General features: G+C 61.2%; 1 protein-coding gene. It reads right to left on the bottom strand.

Annotation, left to right across the window (positions count from 1 at the left end; translation table 11 throughout):
• Positions 1-255, bottom strand: a 255-nt coding sequence (locus ACOSDM_RS20370; protein WP_420726361.1) for a hypothetical protein, incomplete at both ends; no start/stop codon positions are given.

Here is a 255-nt window from a genome sequence, read left to right as displayed (position 1 = left end):
AGTCATCGCTGCTGTTCGCCGGCGGCGTGATGGAGAGATTGGCAAGCTGAGCCGGCGTCAGCGTCGCGACACCATCGGTGACAGTAACCGCTTCACCATCCGCCGTCAGAACCGCGCCGTCTGGAATACCGCTGATCTCGACCGACAAGGTCTCGCTGTCATCGGTCAGTGCCGAGGAGATGTCCAGGGCAATGGCTGTATCTTCAGAACCACTTGCTGCTTCAGTAGAGAGGGTCGGCGCATCAGCGACGCCGG

The sequence above is a fragment of the Hwanghaeella sp. LZ110 genome (assembly GCF_048892525.1).
Taxonomy (GTDB): domain Bacteria; phylum Pseudomonadota; class Alphaproteobacteria; order UBA8366; family Aestuariispiraceae; genus Pacificispira.
Note: the sequence above shows the minus strand (reverse complement) of the source record. Positions and strands in the feature narration are given on the sequence as shown.